We start from the raw sequence: 263 nt of genomic DNA, 5'->3' as shown, positions 1-263 counted from the left end.
CGGCGCCAACGGGTCGGTGCAGGACCGGTACTGGTACGAGGGCGCCGCCTGGCAGGGCTTCGAACTCTCGGGCCCCGGCAGCGCCGCCCCCACCGGTGGCATCGCGGCGGTCTCGCGGATCCCGGGCAGCATGGAGGTCTTCTTCGTCGGCGCCAACGGGTCGGTGCAGGACCGGTACTGGTACGAGGGCGCCGCCTGGCAGGGCTTCGAACTCTCGGGCCCCGGCAGCGCCGCCCCCACCGGCGGGATCGCGGCGGTCTCGC

1 pseudogene is annotated in these 263 nt (G+C 75.3%); it reads left to right on the top strand.

The window, feature by feature from the left end:
* Window positions 1–263 (top strand): annotated as a pseudogene (locus tag ACZ34W_RS34225) (PLL family lectin); the annotation flags it as partial.

Source organism: Kitasatospora sp. NPDC022856 (assembly GCF_055561235.1).
The sequence above is the reverse complement of the archived record's forward strand: the minus strand, read 5'-3'. Positions and strand labels throughout refer to the sequence as shown.